This is a genomic window from Blautia massiliensis (ex Durand et al. 2017) (assembly GCF_051861785.1).
Lineage (GTDB): Bacteria > Bacillota > Clostridia > Lachnospirales > Lachnospiraceae > Blautia_A > Blautia_A luti_A.
Genome location: NZ_CP146725.1, coordinates 2,941,480 through 2,957,668 on the forward strand (window position 1 = coordinate 2,941,480; position 16,189 = coordinate 2,957,668).

At 45.9% G+C, this 16,189-nt stretch carries 12 protein-coding genes and 1 riboswitch; all 12 genes read left to right on the forward strand.

The features are described from left to right. Window positions 1-2 precede the first annotated feature (2 nt). Window positions 3-1,433, forward strand: a complete 1,431-nt coding sequence (locus tag V9W66_RS13765; RefSeq protein WP_144092258.1) for a sensor histidine kinase — start codon at window positions 3-5, stop codon at window positions 1,431-1,433. A 10-nt stretch (window positions 1,434-1,443) separates the two neighbouring features. Beyond that, window positions 1,444-2,400 carry a GerMN domain-containing protein gene (locus V9W66_RS13770; protein WP_144092260.1) on the forward strand — a complete coding sequence of 319 codons (957 nt, stop codon included), beginning with the start codon at window positions 1,444-1,446 and terminating at the stop codon, window positions 2,398-2,400. Between the two features lie 35 nt (window positions 2,401-2,435). Next, the gene (locus V9W66_RS13775; protein WP_144092262.1) at window positions 2,436-4,712 is read left to right on the forward strand and encodes a DNA internalization-related competence protein ComEC/Rec2; all 2,277 of its coding nucleotides are present in this window, start codon (window positions 2,436-2,438) and stop codon (window positions 4,710-4,712) included. Between the two features lie 120 nt (window positions 4,713-4,832). Continuing rightward, the gene (locus V9W66_RS13780; RefSeq protein ID WP_144092264.1) at window positions 4,833-6,212 is read left to right on the forward strand and encodes an NAD(P)/FAD-dependent oxidoreductase; all 1,380 of its coding nucleotides are present in this window, start codon (window positions 4,833-4,835) and stop codon (window positions 6,210-6,212) included. Between the two features lie 282 nt (window positions 6,213-6,494). Beyond that, window positions 6,495-6,669: riboswitch (cobalamin riboswitch) on the forward strand. A 162-nt stretch (window positions 6,670-6,831) separates the two neighbouring features. Then, the gene (locus V9W66_RS13785; RefSeq protein WP_144092266.1) at window positions 6,832-8,124 is read left to right on the forward strand and encodes a sirohydrochlorin cobaltochelatase; all 1,293 of its coding nucleotides are present in this window, start codon (window positions 6,832-6,834) and stop codon (window positions 8,122-8,124) included. A 121-nt stretch (window positions 8,125-8,245) separates the two neighbouring features. Further along, window positions 8,246-9,145 (forward strand): hypothetical protein, encoded by a 900-nt coding sequence (locus V9W66_RS13790; protein ID WP_144092268.1) that lies wholly within the window; start codon window positions 8,246-8,248, stop codon window positions 9,143-9,145. Beyond that, complete coding sequence (locus V9W66_RS13795) at window positions 9,142-10,287, forward strand: ABC transporter substrate-binding protein (RefSeq protein WP_144092270.1); 1,146 nt, start codon at window positions 9,142-9,144, stop codon at window positions 10,285-10,287. The genes V9W66_RS13790 and V9W66_RS13795 overlap by 4 nt, the downstream gene beginning before the upstream one ends. 97 nt (window positions 10,288-10,384) lie before the next feature. Further along, window positions 10,385-11,404, forward strand: coding sequence for a FecCD family ABC transporter permease (locus V9W66_RS13800; protein ID WP_144092272.1), 1,020 nt, complete (start codon window positions 10,385-10,387; stop codon window positions 11,402-11,404). 3 nt (window positions 11,405-11,407) lie between these two features. Beyond that, complete coding sequence (locus tag V9W66_RS13805; RefSeq protein WP_144092274.1) at window positions 11,408-12,511, forward strand: ABC transporter ATP-binding protein; 1,104 nt, start codon at window positions 11,408-11,410, stop codon at window positions 12,509-12,511. A 245-nt stretch (window positions 12,512-12,756) separates the two neighbouring features. Next, a complete protein-coding gene (locus tag V9W66_RS13810; protein ID WP_144092276.1) occupies window positions 12,757-14,265 on the forward strand; it encodes a DUF1002 domain-containing protein in 1,509 nt (502 codons plus the stop codon). A gap of 232 nt (window positions 14,266-14,497) precedes the next feature. Next, window positions 14,498-15,700: a class I SAM-dependent rRNA methyltransferase gene (locus V9W66_RS13815; protein ID WP_144092278.1), complete on the forward strand. Its 1,203-nt coding sequence runs from the start codon at window positions 14,498-14,500 to the stop codon at window positions 15,698-15,700. 74 nt (window positions 15,701-15,774) lie between these two features. After that, on the forward strand, window positions 15,775-16,188 hold the full coding sequence (locus tag V9W66_RS13820; RefSeq protein WP_144092280.1) for a hypothetical protein: 414 nt from the start codon (window positions 15,775-15,777) through the stop codon (window positions 16,186-16,188). Window position 16,189 lies beyond the last annotated feature (1 nt).

Sequence of the window (16,189 nt, forward strand, 5' to 3'; positions counted from 1 at the left end):
CTGTGAAGTTCAAAAAGAACGGCAAATTTTTCAAAAGTCTCCGCTTTCGTATTCTGATCATCCTGATCATACTGGGAATCGTACCGAGTGTCATCGTAACGGAAATGGTCATTGCCAACTATGAAGATCGTGCCATTGCCAACCGTGTGCAGAGCATGGAGAACATCTGTGACATCATGTGCGACCTGCTGATCAAGGAGAATTATCTGAATGACACCAGCTCTCAGACGGTGAACAGCAAGCTGGAATTACTGTCCAACAGCTATGGTGGCAGGATTCTCATTGTAGACAGGGATTTCAGGATCATCAAGGATACCTATGGCGTGGATGAGGGCAGGACTCTGGTTTCCCAGAAAGTATTGAACTGTTTTAAAGGAGAAGATGCCTGCCAATATGATTCTGACAGCCAGAAGCTGATCCTGGCAGTTCCGGTAAAAAGTCCGGATGTAAAACAGGTGCAGGGTGCCATGATGATCATGGCATCTTCCAGTGAGGTGACAGCAACCATCCATGAACTGGAGCAGAAAGGGATTCTGATCATCGGTATCATTGTAGTGCTGGCCATTTTTCTGGGTTATATTCTTTCCACGATCCTGGTGAAGCCATTTGCCAGGGTAACGAAAGCAATCGAGGACCTTACAGACGGATATCAGAATGAGGAGATCTCGGTACCGGATTATACAGAGACAGCTTTGATCACAGATGCATTTAACAAGATGCTTTCCAGAATGAAGACGTTGGATGAATCCAGACAGGAGTTTGTATCCAATGTGTCTCATGAGCTGAAGACACCTATGACTTCAATGAAGGTTCTGGCGGATTCGCTGGTAGGACAGCAGGGGGTTCCGGAGGAACTGTATCAGGAATTTCTTTCTGATATCACAGAAGAGATTGACAGAGAGAACAAGATCATCACCGATCTGCTCTCCCTGGTAAAAATGGACAAAAAAACAGCAGATATGAATATCAGCAATATGAATATCAATGAGCTGCTGGAGAATATCCTGAAGCGTCTCCGTCCTATTGCAGATCAGAGAAGGATTGACCTGATCCTGGATTCGTTCCGACCGGTAACCGCAGATGTGGATGAGGTGAAATTTACCCTTGCCATCAGTAACCTGGTCGAAAATGGTATCAAATACAATGTAGATGAGGGATGGGTCCGCGTAACACTGGATGCGGATCATAAGGATTTCTATGTGACGGTTGCAGATTCCGGCCTGGGAATACCGGAAGATTCCATTGAACGGATCTTTGAGCGTTTTTATCGTGTGGATAAATCCCATTCCAGAGAGATCGGCGGAACCGGTCTTGGACTTGCTATTACAAGAAGTTCTATAGCCATGCATCATGGGATCATCAAGGTATCCAGCAAAGAGGGTGAGGGAACCACATTTACCGTGAAGATCCCGCTGTCCTATATCCCGTCCTAGGAGGTACAGCATGAAAAAAACGATTTTGATCATCTGTGTGGCCGCTGCCTGCATCCTTTTTGGTCTGGTTGCTTTCATAGGTTTGTCGGGAAGAAATAAAAACGAAGAACAGCAGTATAGATTTTATTATATCAACAGCGATGAAACGAGACTGAAAGAAGAAAAATATACTCCGGAGAAGGAAACAACAGAAGTGATGCTGCGCAATTTTTCCGAGAGTCTGAATAACCGTGAGACCCGGGAAGACGGAATCTCACTTTTTCCGGATGGGGTAAAGATTTCTTCTTATTCTATACAGGATGGAGTCCTGAACGTAGAATTCAATGAGGCCTATGATAAAATGTCACGTACCAGAGAACTTCTGGTGCGGGCAGGTATAGTGAAGATCTTTTTACAGGTTCCAGGAGTGGATTCTGTGGAGATCTATGTGGGTAAAAAGCCGCTGACAGATACCAGGGGTGAGGAAGTGGGAGCCATGAACAACGACACTTTTGTGGAGTTTTCCGGGTCCGATGGGGATGTGTACAGCTATGACACCTTTACTTTATATTTCACAAACAAAAACGGAGATAAACTGGTAGCGGAACAGAGAAGTGTCCGCTACAGACGAAATCTTCCGAAGGCTACGGTGGTTCTGGAGCAGCTTGCAAGAGGTCCGCTGGAAAAAGGACATTATCCTACAATACCGGAGAATTCAGAGGTACTTTCCCTGACGAGAGCAAACGGAATCTGCTATGTGGATTATAATTCCGTATTTCAGGATTATGCGCTGGATGTTTCGGAACAGATTGCCGTGTATTCGGTGGTAAATACGCTGATCGCGGCAACGGATGTGGACAAAGTTGAGATTTCCATCGAAGGAAACAAGGAAGTGACCTTTGGCCAGAATATGCAGCTTTATAAGTTCTATGAATGGAACGACAGCCTGCTGGCACACACAAAGGCTAAAAAAGAACAGAAAAAATAAAACATTTCAAAATATCAGAAAACGGGAGAACATTTATGGCGAAAAGGCCGATGTGTCTTTTGTGTTTTCTTATGGTGCTGAGTCTTGGCGCACTGGAGCTTATGGGGATTCCTCTGATCAGTGGGAATCCCCTTCCGTTAAATGTGCAGGAGCAGATCGAAGCGCACCCTGGTTCCATAATCTGCGGGGAGGTGGAACAGTATGAAAACACAGAATTTTCCCAGTCTGTTTATCTGAAAAAAACATATCTTATCCATCAGTCAAAAAAATTTCCAATTGAAAATGTAAGAATATTCCTCAAAAAAGAAGAAGATCTGAAACCGGGAATGAGGATCCTGGTCAAGGGAACGCTGAAAAGAGTGGAAGGTCCTGCGAATCCGGGGGGCTTTGACAGCCAACAGTATTATGCCTGTCGTCATATTTATTATTTTATGAAGAACGCTGTGCTCCAAAAGAAAACAGCCGTGTATTCCGGCTACAGGCAGCTTCTTTTGGAGATAAAAGAAAGCTGCAGACAGATCCTGAAGGAAGCAGCAGGAAAAGATGCACCTGTTTTTTGTGCCATGACGCTTGGAGACAAACAGGAACTGGATCCGGAAACACAGATGCGTTATCAGCTGGCCGGAATCATACATATCCTTGCCATCAGCGGACTTCATATCAGTATTCTGGGAATGGGGCTTTACAACCTTCTAAAGAAGATGGGACTGGGAATCTGGCCTGCCGGGATTTTTTCTCTGGGAGTGATGCTGCAGTATGGGATCATGACCGGAGGGAGTGTTTCCACCATGCGTGCAGTAACTATGTTTCTGATCGCCATGGGAGCCAGGATCACCGGACGGATCTATGATATGATGAGTGCTCTTTCCGTAACTGCCATGATGATCCTTGTGGAATCTCCGGCTTATCTCCTGGACAGCGGATTTCTTCTGTCCTTTGGCTGTGTTCTGGGAATGGGGCTCGCTGCGGAAAAGATCTGTGCCCTTGCAGGAGCGGAGAAAAAATGGACAAAGGCACTGGTAAGTCCTATAGCTCTTCAGCTTGTGACTCTGCCGGTGATGCTGAAGTTTTTCGGAGAAGTCTCTATTGCCGGATTTATCCTGAATCTGTTGGTGCTTCCAAGTGTGGGGGTAGTGCTGACTGGAGGAATGGCGGCGCTGCTGCTGGGAATTCTCAGTATTCCTGCGGCAAAACTGGTAATCCTGCCGGCAAGGGTACTGCTGCTTTTTTATGAATATCTCTGCAGTCTGGCAGGAAGATCAGGATGGAGTACCTGGATCGGAGGGGAGCCGGAAACATGGCAGATCCTGGTATATTATGGCTTTTTGATCACAGTTCTGTTTATGGGGCAGTATATAAAAGAACAGCTCCGGAAGAAAAAAGCAGTCTGTGAGGAAACGGAGCTAGCAGAGGAGCGGGCGGAAGCAGGTTGCCGGAAGCTATATGCTATCCGGATAACTGCCGGTATTTTTCTGGCAGTCGGAATCCTGATACTGGGATATCATCCAGCAGGAAGTCTGAAGGTGATCTGCCTGGATGTAGGACAGGGGGACGGTATTCTTGTGGAGACCCCGGAGGATCACCATTTTCTGATCGACGGAGGAAGCAGCAGCCAGTCGGAGCCTGGAAGATACTGCCTTTTGCCGGCATTGAAAAGTCAGGGGATTTCCTGGCTGGATGGGATTTTTATTTCCCATACAGATCAGGATCATATCAACGGTGTGAAAGAGCTTCTGGAATATATGGGAAAAGGTCTTACAACCATCCGGGCCGGATATCTGATCCTGCCTGCCTGGGCGGAAAGACCAGATGCGTGGAGGGAGCTTGCAGAGGCAGCAAAAACAGCCGGAGTTAAGGTCATGACAGCAGGAAAAGGGGATGAATTGCCTTGCGGCAAAGTATCTTTTTCTGTTCTGTGGCCGGAGAAAAATGCCACAGGAAAAGATGTGAATGAGGAAGCTATGGTGATGGAGCTGTCTTTTGGAGATTTTCAGATGCTTTTTACCGGAGATATCGGTGCAGATACGGAGAAAAAGCTTCTGGCAGTCGGTGGGCTTGAGGATGTTGACTGTCTGAAGGTGGGACATCACGGTTCCCGTTATTCTACCACAGAAGCATTTCTTGAGAAAATAAAGCCGGAAGTGGCGATCATTTCCTGTTCGCTCACCAACACCTACGGACATCCGTCACCGGAAACCGTAGAGCGGCTTAAAGAGGCCGGAAGTCAGGTGGAATACACCATGAAAAACGGTGCTATTACCGTGGAAACAGATGGAAAAAAGCTTAAGATCGGAAGGTTCCGAAAGGATTGAGTTTTTTTTCAAAAACCGAAAAAAACGGTGACTTTTGAACACGTTTGTTGTAAAATAGACAGGGTTTGTGCAAAAACAAAATACTGAAAATGGGCAATACAAGATAAGGAGTTTTTATTTATGAAATATGATGTACTGATCGTAGGAGCAGGTCCCGGTGGAATCTTTGCGGCCTATGAACTGATGAATAATGATCCGGAGAAAAAGATCGCGGTTTTTGAAGCTGGTCATCCTCTGGAAAAAAGAAAATGTCCCATCGACGGAAAGAAAGTAAAATCCTGTATCCACTGCAAAACCTGTGCGATCATGAAGGGATTTGGCGGTGCAGGCGCTTTCTCCGACGGAAAATATAATATCACCAATCAGTTTGGCGGAACTCTGTACCAGCATATCGGCAAGGATACAGCCACAGAGCTGATGGAATATGTAGATAAACTGAACCTGATGCATGGCGGTGAAGGAACCAGGCTTTATTCTACCACAAACAGCGAGATCCGTAAGCTCTGCCTTCAGAACGGCCTGCATCTTCTGGATGCATCAGTCCGTCATCTGGGAACAGATATCAACTATGTGGTGCTTCAGAACCTCTATGAAAAAATGAAAGACCATGTGGACTTCTATTTTGACGCATCTGTTGACAAAGTAGAAAAAACTGAAGACGGTTATGCAGTTTTTGTAGGAGATGAGCGTTACGAGGGAACTTACTGTATCATCTCCGCAGGACGGAGCGGAAGTAAATGGATGGAGACGGTATGTACAGAGCTTAAGATCCCGACTCTTTCCAACCGTGTGGACATCGGAGTCCGTGTGGAGCTTCCGGCAGAGGTTTTCAGCCGTCTGACAGATGAGCTTTATGAGAGCAAGATCGTTTACAGAACTGAGAAGTTTGAGGATATGGTCCGTACCTTCTGCATGAACCCGCGAGGTGTTGTCGTGAATGAAAATACCAACGGTATTATCACAGTAAACGGTCACAGCTACGAAGATCCGGCAAAGCATACCAACAATACAAACTTTGCCCTTCTGGTATCCAAGCATTTCTCAGAGCCGTTCCATGACAGCAACGGATACGGTGAGAGCATTGCAAGACTTTCCAATATGCTTGGCGGTGGTGTTATGGTACAGCGGTTTGGAGATCTGATCCGCGGAAGACGAAGCACAAAAACCCGTATTGAGGAAAGTTTCGTAACACCTACACTTTCTGCGACACCGGGAGATTTAAGCCTTGTTATGCCGAAACGTATCCTGGATGGCATCATCGAGATGATCTATGCCCTGGACAAGATCGCACCGGGAACCGCGGATGACGATACTTTGCTTTATGGCGTGGAGGTTAAATTCTATAACATGGAGGTTGAGATCGACGAAAATCTGGAAACCTGCCACAAGGGTCTCTTTGTTATCGGAGACTGCAGCGGCGTGACACACTCTCTTTCCCATGCATCTGCCAGCGGAATCTACGTAGCCAGATACCTGGAGCAGGAGTATTTTAACAGATAAACTGCAAAGCAGTTTATCTGTTAAAGACAGTCCTTTTCTGATATCAGGGTGATGACAGAAAGGGGCTGGTTTTTATGCAGGATATGCATGAATATTGGAGAAAGCATTCAGATAATAACTGACAGATACAGGGAGAAAACCGGTTACTGTTCACTGGTAATATTTCGCAAGGTGTTTTTTGTGAGCGAAGATCACAGAAAACCGTGAATCGTCTGACATCAATCTTGACAAATTTGCGAGTTTGTGGTAAAAGTTAGATAACCAGGTAAAAGAAAATATGTGCAAATGTTATAATGATAAGGTTGCATCCAGTCGGATGTGCAAAAGAGAATCCGGTGAGAATCCGGAACGATACCGTCACTGTGAAAGGGGAGCTGCTTTTATAACCACTGGGAGACCGGGAAGGGAAAGCAGTGTGGAACCAAGTCAGGAGAACTGCCTTATTGTGAGATCCAGGGATTCGCGGTTTACGAATCGGTATTCTCCATAACAATACAGAACTTCTTTTTATGTATTTGTATTGCGCAGAGAATCATGTGTGAGCAGGCGGCCGCAGAGAGCTGCTGTTTTTTTGTACATATCAGTATTCTGGAAATACATGAAAAGAGGACAATAAGAAATGAAAAGAAAAACAATGTTAGCTCTGATGCTCGCAGTTTCCATGACATGCTCTATGGGTGCGGCTACAACAGCAATGGCAGCAGAGGATTCTGCTACAGAAGAGAACGCTGAGGCAGCTGATACCACAGAGGCTTCTGATGCAGATCAGAAAGCAGCAGATAAGGTAGCAGCTCTGATTGACAAGATCTATGTACAGGAAAGAAACGACACAACAGATGAGGACTGCAAGGCAGCCAAAGAAGCATGGGATGCTCTGACAGACGCTCAGAAAGAACTGGTAGAGGGTGAGAATGCAGATCCGGATTATTTCGGACGTGACACAGGAGATGCTTCCAAGGACGATCCGCGTAACCAGGATGATATCGGTGAGAATGAACTTCTTGTTGTAAGCTTTGGTACTTCCTTCAATGACAGCCGTGCAGAGGATGTCAAGGGAATCGAGGATGCTCTTGCAAAAGCTTATCCGGACTGGTCTGTAAGAAGAGCATTTACAGCACAGATCATCATCAACCATATAGAGGCAAGAGATGATGAAGTGATCGATAACATGCAGCAGGCTCTTGACCGTGCAGTAGAGAATGGTGTTAAGAATCTGGTTGTACAGCCTACCCATCTGATGCATGGTGCTGAGTACGATGAGATGACAGAAGCAATCAATGGCTATAAAGATAAATTCGAGTCTGTAGCTATCGCAGAGCCAATGCTCGGTGAGGTTGGAGACGATGCAACTGTGATCAACGATGACAAGAAAGCCGTTGCTCAGGCGATCACAGATGCGGCTTGCAAAGAGGCCGGGTTTGACAGCATGGATGCAGCAGCTGAGGCTGGCACAGCATTCGTATTCATGGGACATGGAACATCTCATACAGCTAACATTACATACGATCAGATGCAGACACAGATGGAAAACCTTGGATTCAAGAACGCATTCATCGGTACTGTAGAGGGTGAGCCGGAAGATACAGCCTGCGACAAGGTTATCGAGAAGGTAAAAGAAGCAGGATACAAGAACGTTGTTCTTCGTCCGCTGATGGTTGTTGCCGGAGACCATGCAAACAACGATATGGCCGGTGATGATGAGGATTCCTGGAAGAGCCAGTTTGTAGCATCCGGAAACTTCGATAAGGTTGACTGCCAGATCGAGGGTCTTGGAAGAGTCGAAGCAGTTGAGAAGCTTTATGTAGAGCATACAAAGGCAGCCATCGATTCTCTGGGAAGCACTGAGGAGTCCGCAGATTCTGATGCAACAGCAGATACAGAGGCTGATTCTGCTGAGGAGTCCGCAGAGTAATAAATATAAAAATATCTGAGTGAGTTCAGATACCTATAAGAAATCAATGTAACTGCCCGGAAAGATCAGGAAGACTGTTTTCCGGGCAGATTGCTGTATCTATGGAAGGGAGAAGATTATCATGAAAAAACGCTATGTAAACTTAATTCTTGCAATGGCAGGTGCATCAGTCCTGGTGCTGGGCTCTGTGCCTGCGATGGCAAAAACAGATGAAACAAAAACAGAGTCCGGTGAGGAAGCAGAAACTTCCGAAGAAAAGGATACAGATGCAGCCAAAGCAGATACCCTGGAAGATGGCGTTTATACAGCAGAGTTTGATACAGACAGCAGCATGTTTCATGTAAATGAGGCCAATGACAAAAAAGGAGAGCTCACGGTCAAAGATGGTAAAATGACCATCCACGTAAGTCTGGTTTCCAAGAAGATCGTTAACCTGTTTGCGGGAACTGCCGAGGATGCCCAGAAGGACGGAGCAGAGATCATTGAGCCGACCACGGATACAGTGAAGTACAGCGATGGTTATACAGAGGAGGTTTACGGATTTGATATCCCGGTACCGGCCATTGGTGAGGAATTTAACGTGGCGATCCTGGGAGAAAAAGGCAAATGGTACGACCATAAAGTCAGCGTAAAGAATCCTGTAAAAACCTCTGACGACAAAAAATCCGAAGGGAAAAAACCGGAAGAGCTGAAGCTGGAGGACGGAACCTATGAGATGGATGTAACCCTTACAGGCGGATCAGGAAGAGCATCTGTAGAATCTCCGGCTAAAGTAGAAATCAAGGACAAAGAAGCTACGGCAACCATCATCTGGAGCAGTCCGAATTATGATTACATGATCGTGGACGGCGAAAAATATGAGCCGGTGAACAAAGACGGAAACTCCACATTTGAGATCCCGGTCACAGTCTTTGACGCAGAAATGGAAGTGACTGCAGATACTGTAGCCATGAGTACTCCTCACGAGATTGAGTATACCCTGAATTTTGATTCTTCAAGCATGAAAAAGGAAGAAAAATGAAAAAAATAATTTCATACATATTTCTGACGCTGACCCTGATCCTGGGGTGTGCTTTTGCAGTGCAGGCAGCAGAGACAGAACATAAGCCTGCGGATATTCCAGGCCTTACCTTTGACCACAGTATGGAGCTTTCCTACGCAAAGGAATTTAATGTGGATTACTACAACGATGGCTATGCGCTGATCACCATTGATCAGGAAGGACAGTTTCTTGTAGTTCCCGAAGGCAGGAAAGCACCGGAGGGGCTGAATCCTGACATTGCGGTTCTGCAGCAGCCCATAAACAATATCTATCTGGTAGCAACCTCGGCCATGGATCTTTTCCGCGCTATCGACGGGATTGACAGCATCAAGCTTTCCGGAACCAAGGAAGACGGATGGTATATCCAGGAAGCAAAGGACGCCATGGAGCAGAAAAAGATGATCTATGCCGGCAAGTACAGTGCTCCGGATTACGAGCTGATCCTGAACGAGGGCTGTGACCTTGCCATTGAATCCACCATGATCCATCACAATCCGGAGGTACAGGAGAAGCTGGAGCAGTTCGGGATTCCTGTAATGGTAGAGCGTTCCAGCTATGAGAGTCACCCTCTTGGAAGGACCGAATGGATGAAGCTTTACGCAGTTCTTCTGGGAAAAGAAGATGTGGCAGAAAAGGTTTTCAAAGAGCAGACGGACAAGCTGGATAAGGTTCTCACAGCAGATAAAACAGATAAGACCGTAGCGTTCTTTTATATCAACTCCGTAGGTGCGGTAAATATAAGAAAAAGCGGCGATTATGTTTCGGAAATGATCTCTCTAGCAGGGGGAAATTATGTTCCGGAGGATACAGGAACAAATGACAATGCTCTTTCCACCATGAATATGCAGATGGAGGAGTTTTATGCCAAGGCGAAGGATGCAGACTATATCATCTACAACAGTACGATTGACGGGGAACTTAAGACCATTGATGAGCTTCTTTCCAAAAGTAAGCTTCTTGCAGATTTCAAGGCAGTGAAGAACGGAAATGTCTGGTGCACAGGCAAAAATCTCTTCCAGGAAACTACCGGACTTGGAACCATGATCGAGGATATCCACACCATGCTGACTACAGACGATGATTCTCTGGATGAGCTGACCTATATGCATAAACTGAAATAAATTCCAGTGTTCGCTTTAACTCCTTTGCCGGTTTCCACCTGTGAGCAGGAAACGAAAGGACAGGATAACAAAACAGAAGAGGAGTGTACCAGAAAAAATGAATGACAGAAAACGCGCAGTCCGATGCGGGATCTCTTTTGTGATCCTTGCGGTACTTTTGATCTTTTTATTTATATGGAATGTAAATTCCGGAAGTATCCACCTCTCTGTGAAGGAGATCCTGAATATCATATTCCGGCATCAGGGAGATGAAACTTCTTATAATATCGTCTGGGAGATCCGCCTTCCCAGGATACTGGCAGTGATCATCCTTGGCGGAGCACTTTCTGTTTCCGGATTTTTGCTGCAGACCTTTTTTAACAACCCTATCGCGGGACCCTTTGTACTGGGGATCTCTTCCGGTGCCAAGCTGATCGTGGCACTTCTGATGATCTTTTTTTTAAGCAGATCGGTGTCCATCGGTTCCGGTGCCATGATCCTGGCTGCTTTTGCAGGCTCAATGATCTCCATGGGCTTTGTGCTCCTTGTGGCAAAAAAAGTCCACAACATGTCCATGCTGGTCATCAGTGGTGTTATGATCGGCTATATCTGTTCGGCCATCACAGACTTTGTGGTGACTTTTGCAGATGATTCCAACATAGTCAATCTTCACAATTGGTCATTGGGTAGCTTTTCCGGTATGACCTGGGGGAATGTGCAGACTATGGCTGCTGTGGTACTTCTTACCATGGTGATCGTATTTTTTATGTCAAAACCGATCAGCGCCTATCAGCTGGGGGAGACTTACGCGCAGAATATGGGAGTTAATATCAAGGCTTTCCGGATACTTCTGATCCTGCTTTCCAGTATTCTTTCTGCCTGCGTGACTGCTTTTGCAGGGCCGATTTCCTTCGTGGGGATCGCTGTGCCTCATATTGCAAAAAGTCTCCTGAAGACTGCCAAACCCCTGCTTGTGATCCCGGCCTGTTTTCTGGGCGGTGCAGTGTTCTGCCTGTTCTGTGACCTGATCGCAAGAACTGTATTTGCACCGACGGAGCTGAGCATCAGTTCTGTGACAGCAGTTTTCGGAGCACCGGTAGTTATCTATATCATGATTCGCAGACAGCAGAGGATATAAACGATGAAATCATATTTTTTTTATACAGATCAGCTGACCGTAGGCTATGATGGAAAACCGCTGATCAAAGAGATCAATATTCAGCTGAATAAAGGAGAGATCCTGACACTGATCGGTCCCAACGGTGCCGGAAAATCTACTATTTTGAAGAGCATCACAAGACAGCTTTCCCTGATCAGCGGAACGGTATATCTGGAACAGGAACAGATGAGCCGGATGACCAACAGGGAAGTGTCAAAAAAACTGGCTGTAGTACTTACCGAGCGCATGCGACCGGAGCTTATGACCTGTGAGGATGTGGTATCCACCGGACGATATCCCTATACCGGAACTCTCGGGATCCTTTCCGCAGAGGACAAGGAAAAAGTTAAAAGCGCCATGGAGATGGTTCACGCCTGGGATCTGAAGGACCGGGATTTTACAGCCATCAGTGACGGACAGAGACAGCGTATCCTTCTGGCACGCGCCATCTGCCAGGAACCGGAGATCATTATCCTGGATGAACCGACCTCCTTCCTGGATATCCGGCATAAGCTGGATCTTCTTGCCATTTTGAAGAAGATGGTATTGGAAAAACAGATGACGGTGATCATGTCCCTTCACGAGCTGGATCTTGCCCAGAAGATTTCTAACCAGGTGATCTGTGTTCATGGAGATCACATTGAGAAATATGGTGCACCGGAGGAAATCTTTACTTCCGATTATATTCGGAAGCTTTATGGCATCACCCGTGGAAGCTATAATGCAGAATTCGGCTGCGTGGAAATGGAACCTCCGGCCGGAAAACCGGAGGTGTTTGTGATCGGAGGAAATGGAAGTGGGATTCCGTTATATCGGAAGCTGCAGCGACAGGGGATTCCTTTTGTGACCGGAGTTCTCCATACCAATGATGCAGATTATCAGGTGGCAAAAGAACTGGCTGCAAAAGTGATCACGGAGAAGCCTTTTGAATGCATTTCGGAGTCTGCCTTTGAAGAAGCACTGGAGTTCATGGGAAAATGTGAAAAAGTGTACTGTCCGCTGAAGGATTTTGGTATCATGAATGAAAAAAACCGGGAATTGTTGAAAAAAGCAAAAGAAACCGGAAAATTAAACCAGATCAGATAAGTTCTCTGGGAAAATGAGAAAAGCAATAAAACGCTGTCAGAAATGAGTGATATAATTTCCGGAAGCGTTTTTTATATAATATAAATTACAAATATTTCAGCAGCTGTGTTATAATATGGCAAGAACGACAGATCGTGAAGCGCTCGCATTCGTGGAGATGTAAGTAACGAAGAGGAATGTCCGCTTTACACCGCAAAAGTTAAGTAGATACAATCGATCCGAAAAAATATATGGAGGGAAGATCAATGAAGAAAAGAAACATGATCGCAGCTCTGCTCTGCAGTGCATGCCTTGTGGCAGGAAGTGTAAATCCCGTATTTGCAGATGCATCGAAGGTAGTAACACTTGGAGCAGATCTTACGGATGCTCAGAAGCAGACAATGATGAAATATTTTAATGTAAGTTCCGATCAGGTGCAGGTGATGACCATTACAAATGAGGATGAGCATAAACACCTGGATAATATCGCACCACAGTCCCAGATCGGTTCCAGAACTTTGAGCTGTGCCTATGTGAAGCCTACACAGTCCGGCGGGATCAAGGTCCGCACAGCAAATCTGAACTGGGTGACAGGTAATATGATCGCAACGACACTTTCCACATCCGGTGTGAAGAACTGTGAAGTAGTTGCCGCCTGCCCGATGGAAGTATCCGGAACAGGTGCACTTACCGGTATCCAGATGGCATATGAGAAGGCCAGTGGAGAGAAGCTGGATGAGACCAAGACGAAGCTTGCCAACCAGGAGATCGTAACCACCGGTGAGCTTGCAGATAAGGTTGGTAAAAATGAGGCGACAACAGTTGTAAACCAGTCCAAGATGGATGTGATCCAGAACGGAGTACAGAATGCAGATGAGATCCAGAATATTGTCATCAATGTGGCTGAGAAGAACAATATTTCCGTAAGCCAGGACGATATTGACAGGATCGTGTCTCTTCTGAAGCAGATCTCACAGCAGGATTACAATTATGATGATGTGAAGGAAACACTGGAGCAGGTAGATGCCAATACCACAGGCCAGGCCTCTTCCTCTGATGATACACTGGATGGAGAGAGCAGTGATGACACAGTAGATGTGGATGAAGATTCTTCAGATGATATCGTCAACAATGTAAATGACAGCATTCTTGGTGACGATGTGATCCAGAGCTCCACAGAGGACCCGGGTCTTGAGGAAGAAACAGGAGCAGATTCTCAGGATACAAGCAATGAGACCGGAATCCCGGAGGCAAAAGAAGATACAGAATCTTCAGAAAGTACAGACAGCTCAGACCAGGCAGACAGTGCAGAAAACGATACTTCTGTGCTCAGTGAAGAAGCAAAGAACAATTATGACAAATTTGTCCTCTTTGTAAAAGGCGAGTATGAGGGAGATGCAGATTCCCTTCTCGCTGCAACGGGTGATACAGAGACAGTGGCAACGGTAACACTGGATGAGCAGACAGCAAAGAATGTGGCAGAAACTGTTGAGAAGGATTATTATGATATCCTGAAGGATGGTACAGAATCTTATGAGGCAGATGGTACAGAAAAATATCAGAGTACAGAGCTGAATATGATGGATCAGAAGCTGAAGAAGCTGTTCGGTATTGACAGTTCCCAGGAGGACACAGAGGCCACAGACGTGACAGCAGCTATTCTTGCAGATGTTCCCCAGGAAGATAAGCAGACACTTTATAAAGAAACCATGAAATATCTGGCAGGTCTTTACGGCGAGAACACGGACTCTTCTGAGGAATCCGCAGCAGAATAAAAGATTTACAGAAAAAGAGATAAAAAATACCGCAGCAGAGAAAACAACCTCTGCTGCGGTATTTTTTGTCGTGCCGGAAAGATATCATGAAAATTTTGTGATTTACGACAAGGATTTGTGTAAGCACTGGAAAAATGGATTTTTCTGTGATAAAATTGACCGTAAATCGGTTTTGTGGACTCATACATCGCAAACCGTGACAGGGAAACGAGAAAGGGAAAAGGTAGAATTTATGAGCCTGGCAGTAGTAACATTAAAAAAAGGCGAAGGCAGATTCCTGAAATCAGGAGGCCTCTGGGTATATGACAATGAGATTGCAAGCATCATGGGAAGTTTTGTGAACGGAGATATCGTTCTGGTCCGGGACTTTGACGGATATCCGATGGGAAGAGGATTTATCAACACCAATTCCAAGATCACAGTCCGTATGCTTACCAGAGATGAGCGTACAGAGATCAGTCCGAAATTTTTGAAACAACGTGTCCGCGACGCATGGGAGTATCGTAAGAAGGTAGTAGATACCGGAAGCTGCCGTGTGATCTTCGGAGAAGCAGACTTTCTTCCGGGTCTTGTTGTGGATAAGTTTTCAGATGTGCTTGTTGTACAGTCTCTTGCACTGGGAATCGACCGTCTTAAAGAAACGATCCTAGATGCACTGAAGGAAGTCCTTGCTGAGGATGGGATCCGGATCCGTGGAGTCTATGAGCGGAGTGATGCAAAGGTACGCCGCCAGGAAGGAATGGAACTTACCAAGGGATTTATCGGAGAAGAATTTCCGACACTTGTTCAGATTGAGGAGAACGGTGTGAAATATGAAGTAGATATCAGGGACGGGCAGAAGACCGGATTTTTCCTGGATCAGAAATATAACCGTCTTGCTATCCAGAAGCTCTGCAAGGGGGCGAAGGTTCTGGACTGTTTTACACATACCGGCTCTTTTGCCCTGAATGCGGGAATTGCAGGGGCACAGAGTGTTCTTGGTGTGGATGCGTCGGAAACTGCAGTCCTGCAGGCAAGACGAAACGCCAGTCTGAACGGCCTGGACGGAACAGTGAAATTCCTCTGTGAAGATGTTTTTGAGCTTCTTCCCGAGCTTGAGGAGAAGGGAGAGAAATTTGATGTTGTGGTACTGGATCCTCCGGCATTTACGAAATCCAGAAGCTCTGTAAAAAATGCCATCAAGGGATACCGTGAGATCAATCTCCGTGCAATGCGTCTTGTAAAGGACGGCGGATTTCTGGCAACCTGTTCCTGCTCTCATTTTATGACGTATGAGCTGTTTACACAGACCATCGGTCAGGCAGCGAAGAATGTCCATAAGAGACTGCGCCAGGTAGAGTACCGTACACAGGCACCGGATCATCCGATCCTCTGGTCAGCAGATGAGTCCTATTATCTGAAGTTCTACATTTTCCAGGTATGCAATGACCGTTAGGAACTGCCATCCGGATTTTTTTACGGAAATTTTTGGGCAGTGCCGTCTGGCAGTGAAAAGGAGATGCAGATCATATGAGAGACAAATTCAATAAATTTATGCAGGGACGTTATGGAGTGGATGATCTTTCCAGGTTCACCATGGGAGTCGCACTGGTTCTGATCATTCTGGCAATGTTTGCCAATATATTCAGCAGAACTGTCGGCAGCACCCTTGACATTCTCGGGGTCGCAGCGATCGTATATGCATATATACGTATTTTTTCCAGAAATATCCAGCAGCGTTATGCCGAAAATCAGAAATTCCTTCAGATGACGTCAAAGTTCCGTTTTCGCTTTAATAAAGAAAAGGATCTGATGAAGCAGAGAAAGACCCATCACATCTACAGCTGTCCGAGCTGCGGACAGAAGATACGTATTCCAAAGGGAAAGGGCAAGATCGAGATCGAATGTCCGAAATGCCACACAAAATTCGTAAAAAGGAGCTGAC

Excerpts from the sequence above, each read along its gene's own strand:
- V9W66_RS13770 (WP_144092260.1), top strand. The coding sequence starts at position 1,444 with ATGAAAAAAACGATTTTGATCATCTGTGTGGCCGCTGCCTGCATCCTT.
- V9W66_RS13775 (WP_144092262.1), top strand. The coding sequence starts at position 2,436 with ATGGCGAAAAGGCCGATGTGTCTTTTGTGTTTTCTTATGGTGCTGAGT.
- V9W66_RS13780 (WP_144092264.1), top strand. The coding sequence starts at position 4,833 with ATGAAATATGATGTACTGATCGTAGGAGCAGGTCCCGGTGGAATCTTT.
- V9W66_RS13785 (WP_144092266.1), top strand. The coding sequence starts at position 6,832 with ATGAAAAGAAAAACAATGTTAGCTCTGATGCTCGCAGTTTCCATGACA.
- V9W66_RS13790 (WP_144092268.1), top strand. The coding sequence starts at position 8,246 with ATGAAAAAACGCTATGTAAACTTAATTCTTGCAATGGCAGGTGCATCA.
- V9W66_RS13795 (WP_144092270.1), top strand. The coding sequence starts at position 9,142 with ATGAAAAAAATAATTTCATACATATTTCTGACGCTGACCCTGATCCTG.
- V9W66_RS13800 (WP_144092272.1), top strand. The coding sequence starts at position 10,385 with ATGAATGACAGAAAACGCGCAGTCCGATGCGGGATCTCTTTTGTGATC.
- V9W66_RS13805 (WP_144092274.1), top strand. The coding sequence starts at position 11,408 with ATGAAATCATATTTTTTTTATACAGATCAGCTGACCGTAGGCTATGAT.
- V9W66_RS13810 (WP_144092276.1), top strand. The coding sequence starts at position 12,757 with ATGAAGAAAAGAAACATGATCGCAGCTCTGCTCTGCAGTGCATGCCTT.
- V9W66_RS13815 (WP_144092278.1), top strand. The coding sequence starts at position 14,498 with ATGAGCCTGGCAGTAGTAACATTAAAAAAAGGCGAAGGCAGATTCCTG.
- V9W66_RS13820 (WP_144092280.1), top strand. The coding sequence starts at position 15,775 with ATGAGAGACAAATTCAATAAATTTATGCAGGGACGTTATGGAGTGGAT.